The 2,673-nt window shown below is 30.1% G+C and carries 3 protein-coding genes; all 3 read right to left on the reverse strand.

Going from position 1 to position 2,673, the window contains the following annotated elements; translation table 11 throughout:
- Positions 1-317: hypothetical protein (locus JO950_RS19170; RefSeq protein WP_202704082.1), on the reverse strand; the 317-nt coding region annotated here is incomplete at its 3' end.
- 90 nt (positions 318-407) lie between these two features.
- Positions 408-1,985, reverse strand: a complete 1,578-nt coding sequence (locus JO950_RS19175; RefSeq protein WP_202704083.1) for a DUF6734 family protein — start codon at positions 1,983-1,985, stop codon at positions 408-410.
- 222 nt (positions 1,986-2,207) lie between these two features.
- Positions 2,208-2,447 (reverse strand): DUF3820 family protein, encoded by a 240-nt coding sequence (locus JO950_RS19180; protein ID WP_202704084.1) that lies wholly within the window; start codon positions 2,445-2,447, stop codon positions 2,208-2,210.
- Positions 2,448-2,673: the final 226 nt, after the last annotated feature.

Below are 2,673 nucleotides of genomic sequence, written 5' to 3' on the forward strand. Positions count from 1 at the left end.
TTATTATATGATGTATTACCACCATTATAATAAGGAGAACCAGGATAGCTACTTTCTCCTGCACCTGTTATAGAACCACTACCATATACGCCACCTCCCTTTACATTAGCTCCTCCAAAACCTCCATAATTTGTTCCAGAAAAACTTGTTGTAAATCCTGAAACATATCCACTAAGAGCCGGAGCATTTCCTCCACCGCCGTAAATATTACTTCCTGAGCCAGTTGTGCTGCCACAGCCACCAATAATTTCACGCATTTCATCTTTTTCCAACATCCCAACAATATCAGAAAATTTAATTTTTTTAAGATTTTTCATAACACTGCATTTTTTTTTTTATCTCCAAATATATAAAAGTACTTTTAATTTGTAGTTTTTTTCTTGTTATTTTTTTTGATATAAAATTATTTAATATGCAACTTTTATTGATTTACTATGAATTCCTAACTTTATCCGCCCGAATATTAATTTCTCAAACTCAGCAGGAATTTTACAGACTTCATCTTTATCGAAATACTCTTTTAATTCATCAAGTAATTCCTGAATCGTTCTAGCTGTCTTCAAAATTTCAAGAATAACTAAATCTAACTCGTCAATATAAACTAATGAATATCTATTCTGATCACATTCGGGAACTATCAGTGTAGTAAACTTTTTTTTGCTTTTTTCAAGTTTTACTATTTCATCTTCTTTTATATCTTTCTGCTTCTCAATAAAAGAACTCCAGTTAAAATCGCTTTTAATCGTTAGATAATCGTCCCCCCTTATTATTCTTTTACTATAAATTTGTTTTTTGTTCTCAAACAGATACTGAAAATAAAAATCTGCTTTACAATCTCTTGCATATAAGTAATCATGAGAAATAAATAAAAAATTTATCTTGGTGATTGCATTTATTTTGGAGTGAAAAACTTCAAGATCTACAAACTGCTCTTTGCTCAATACAACATTTCCAATTTCTTTTCTTAGATCTCTTTTGAAATCATAGTAAATTGACTTTACGTTTTCTTTTTTTTTAATTTTTACTTTTTCACTATTTAAACGTTTGTATCTCTGAAGTAAATAGCTCTCAGTCGTATCCTGAAGATTATAATAATCTTTAAAGAGTGGTGTCTTATTTCTTTTAAACAAATCAATTATTCTGTAATAATACTCGGGATAATCCTGTCGCAGTCTATTACTCATTTGTTTACAAACAAATTCATTTCTTTTGTAAGCTCCCAATACATGCAAATACTGTTTTTCATAAGGTACTCTGGCAAAATCACCAAATCCCTTGTATTGATTATCCCCGATCGTTTCAGAAAACAGAACATTTACCTTTTTCTTGTATTTCTGGGTCATGCAATAAAAAAGGTATTGTTCAAAGAAAATATTAAAGCTTGAAACATTAATTTTAGAAAGATTCAAAATGTTCTTATTTACAAATTCAAAAGCTTTTGATGCATATTCTTTAAAGAATGAAACATCATTACCTCCAAATATCCCCGCATTATAAGCCAAAATAGGTTTCTTCAATTTCCTTTCAACTTGTATCTCTGATGGGAAAAAATTCAAAGCCAATTCTAAAGAAATCATTATTTTTTCGTAATAATCTGTTGCTGCTTCTTTGTTTTGAGCGATTAAACCTCCACTCAATAAACGATCCTCAAAATCATTCCAAATAAACACATCACCGTCAACATGCAAAAAAGACTTTTCCTGCTGCGAATAACTATGAATTTTAGGCAACGCCCAAAGCTGAGGGTGGTATTTATTTAGAACATCCAAATTACAAACTACGTTAGTATAAGGCAATTCTAAAGTATCAATCAACATTTTTGCATAAACACTATCACAGTACAGCACTACTTCAGGATAATATTGCTTTAACTGTAAACAACTTAGAGTCCATGACATTAAGTTGTACTCAGGAGACAACCAGCCTGAGTTAGTTTTCAGCAGCTCTGGTTTATTACAAGCCCAGGCGCTTTGAATAATTCTCATTGTTTAAAAAAAAGAATAATAAAAACACAAAAGAAGTTGATTATACCTGAAAAGACAAAAGAGATAAGTTTTGACATAAAAAAAATATTATAATTCTAAAACATTGACTTGTACACATTAAAAAATTCAGTCTTGAATTTTGTGGTATCAATTTGTTTTTAGAAACTATAATATTTTGCATTTCAAACTTAGGTAAAAAAATCGAACAAACAAAGATTTTTCTTACAAATTTAAAGGTTTAGGATATTGCTTTTTAATATTGCGGATCAATTCCTCAAGCCCGTTCAATTTTAGCTCATAGATAAGTGCTAATTGCTGTCCTAGTTCTCCTTTTGGGAATCCTTTGTTTTGATACCAAACGACATAATATTCGGGTAAATCAATTAAAAAGTAACCTTCGTATTTTCCGAAAGGCATTTTGGTATGGGCTAATTTGATGAGAAGTTTTTTGTCTGATTCCATTTTTTTTTAAAGAAAAAAGAAGCAAGAGAAAAGAATATAGACTCATTCTCTTTTCTTGCTTCTTGTTGCGCAAAGCTATTATTATTTTTTTTCTTTTGCCAGAGATTAAAAAATAGTTTTCAGTCGCAATTTTCAGTCGCAAGACCTTAACCTCTTTTTAAAACGTACTGCCAAACTAACGATTAATAAAAAACAACTATTCGGGCAAATGATTTCGCCACGAATT

The organism is Flavobacterium sp. UGB4466 (assembly GCF_903469665.1).
GTDB lineage: Bacteria > Bacteroidota > Bacteroidia > Flavobacteriales > Flavobacteriaceae > Flavobacterium > Flavobacterium lipolyticum.

Bases quoted from the DNA above. Each gene is read 5' to 3' on its own strand.
- JO950_RS19175 (WP_202704083.1), bottom strand. From the start codon at position 1,985: ATGAGAATTATTCAAAGCGCCTGGGCTTGTAATAAACCAGAGCTGCTG.
- JO950_RS19180 (WP_202704084.1), bottom strand. From the start codon at position 2,447: ATGGAATCAGACAAAAAACTTCTCATCAAATTAGCCCATACCAAAATG.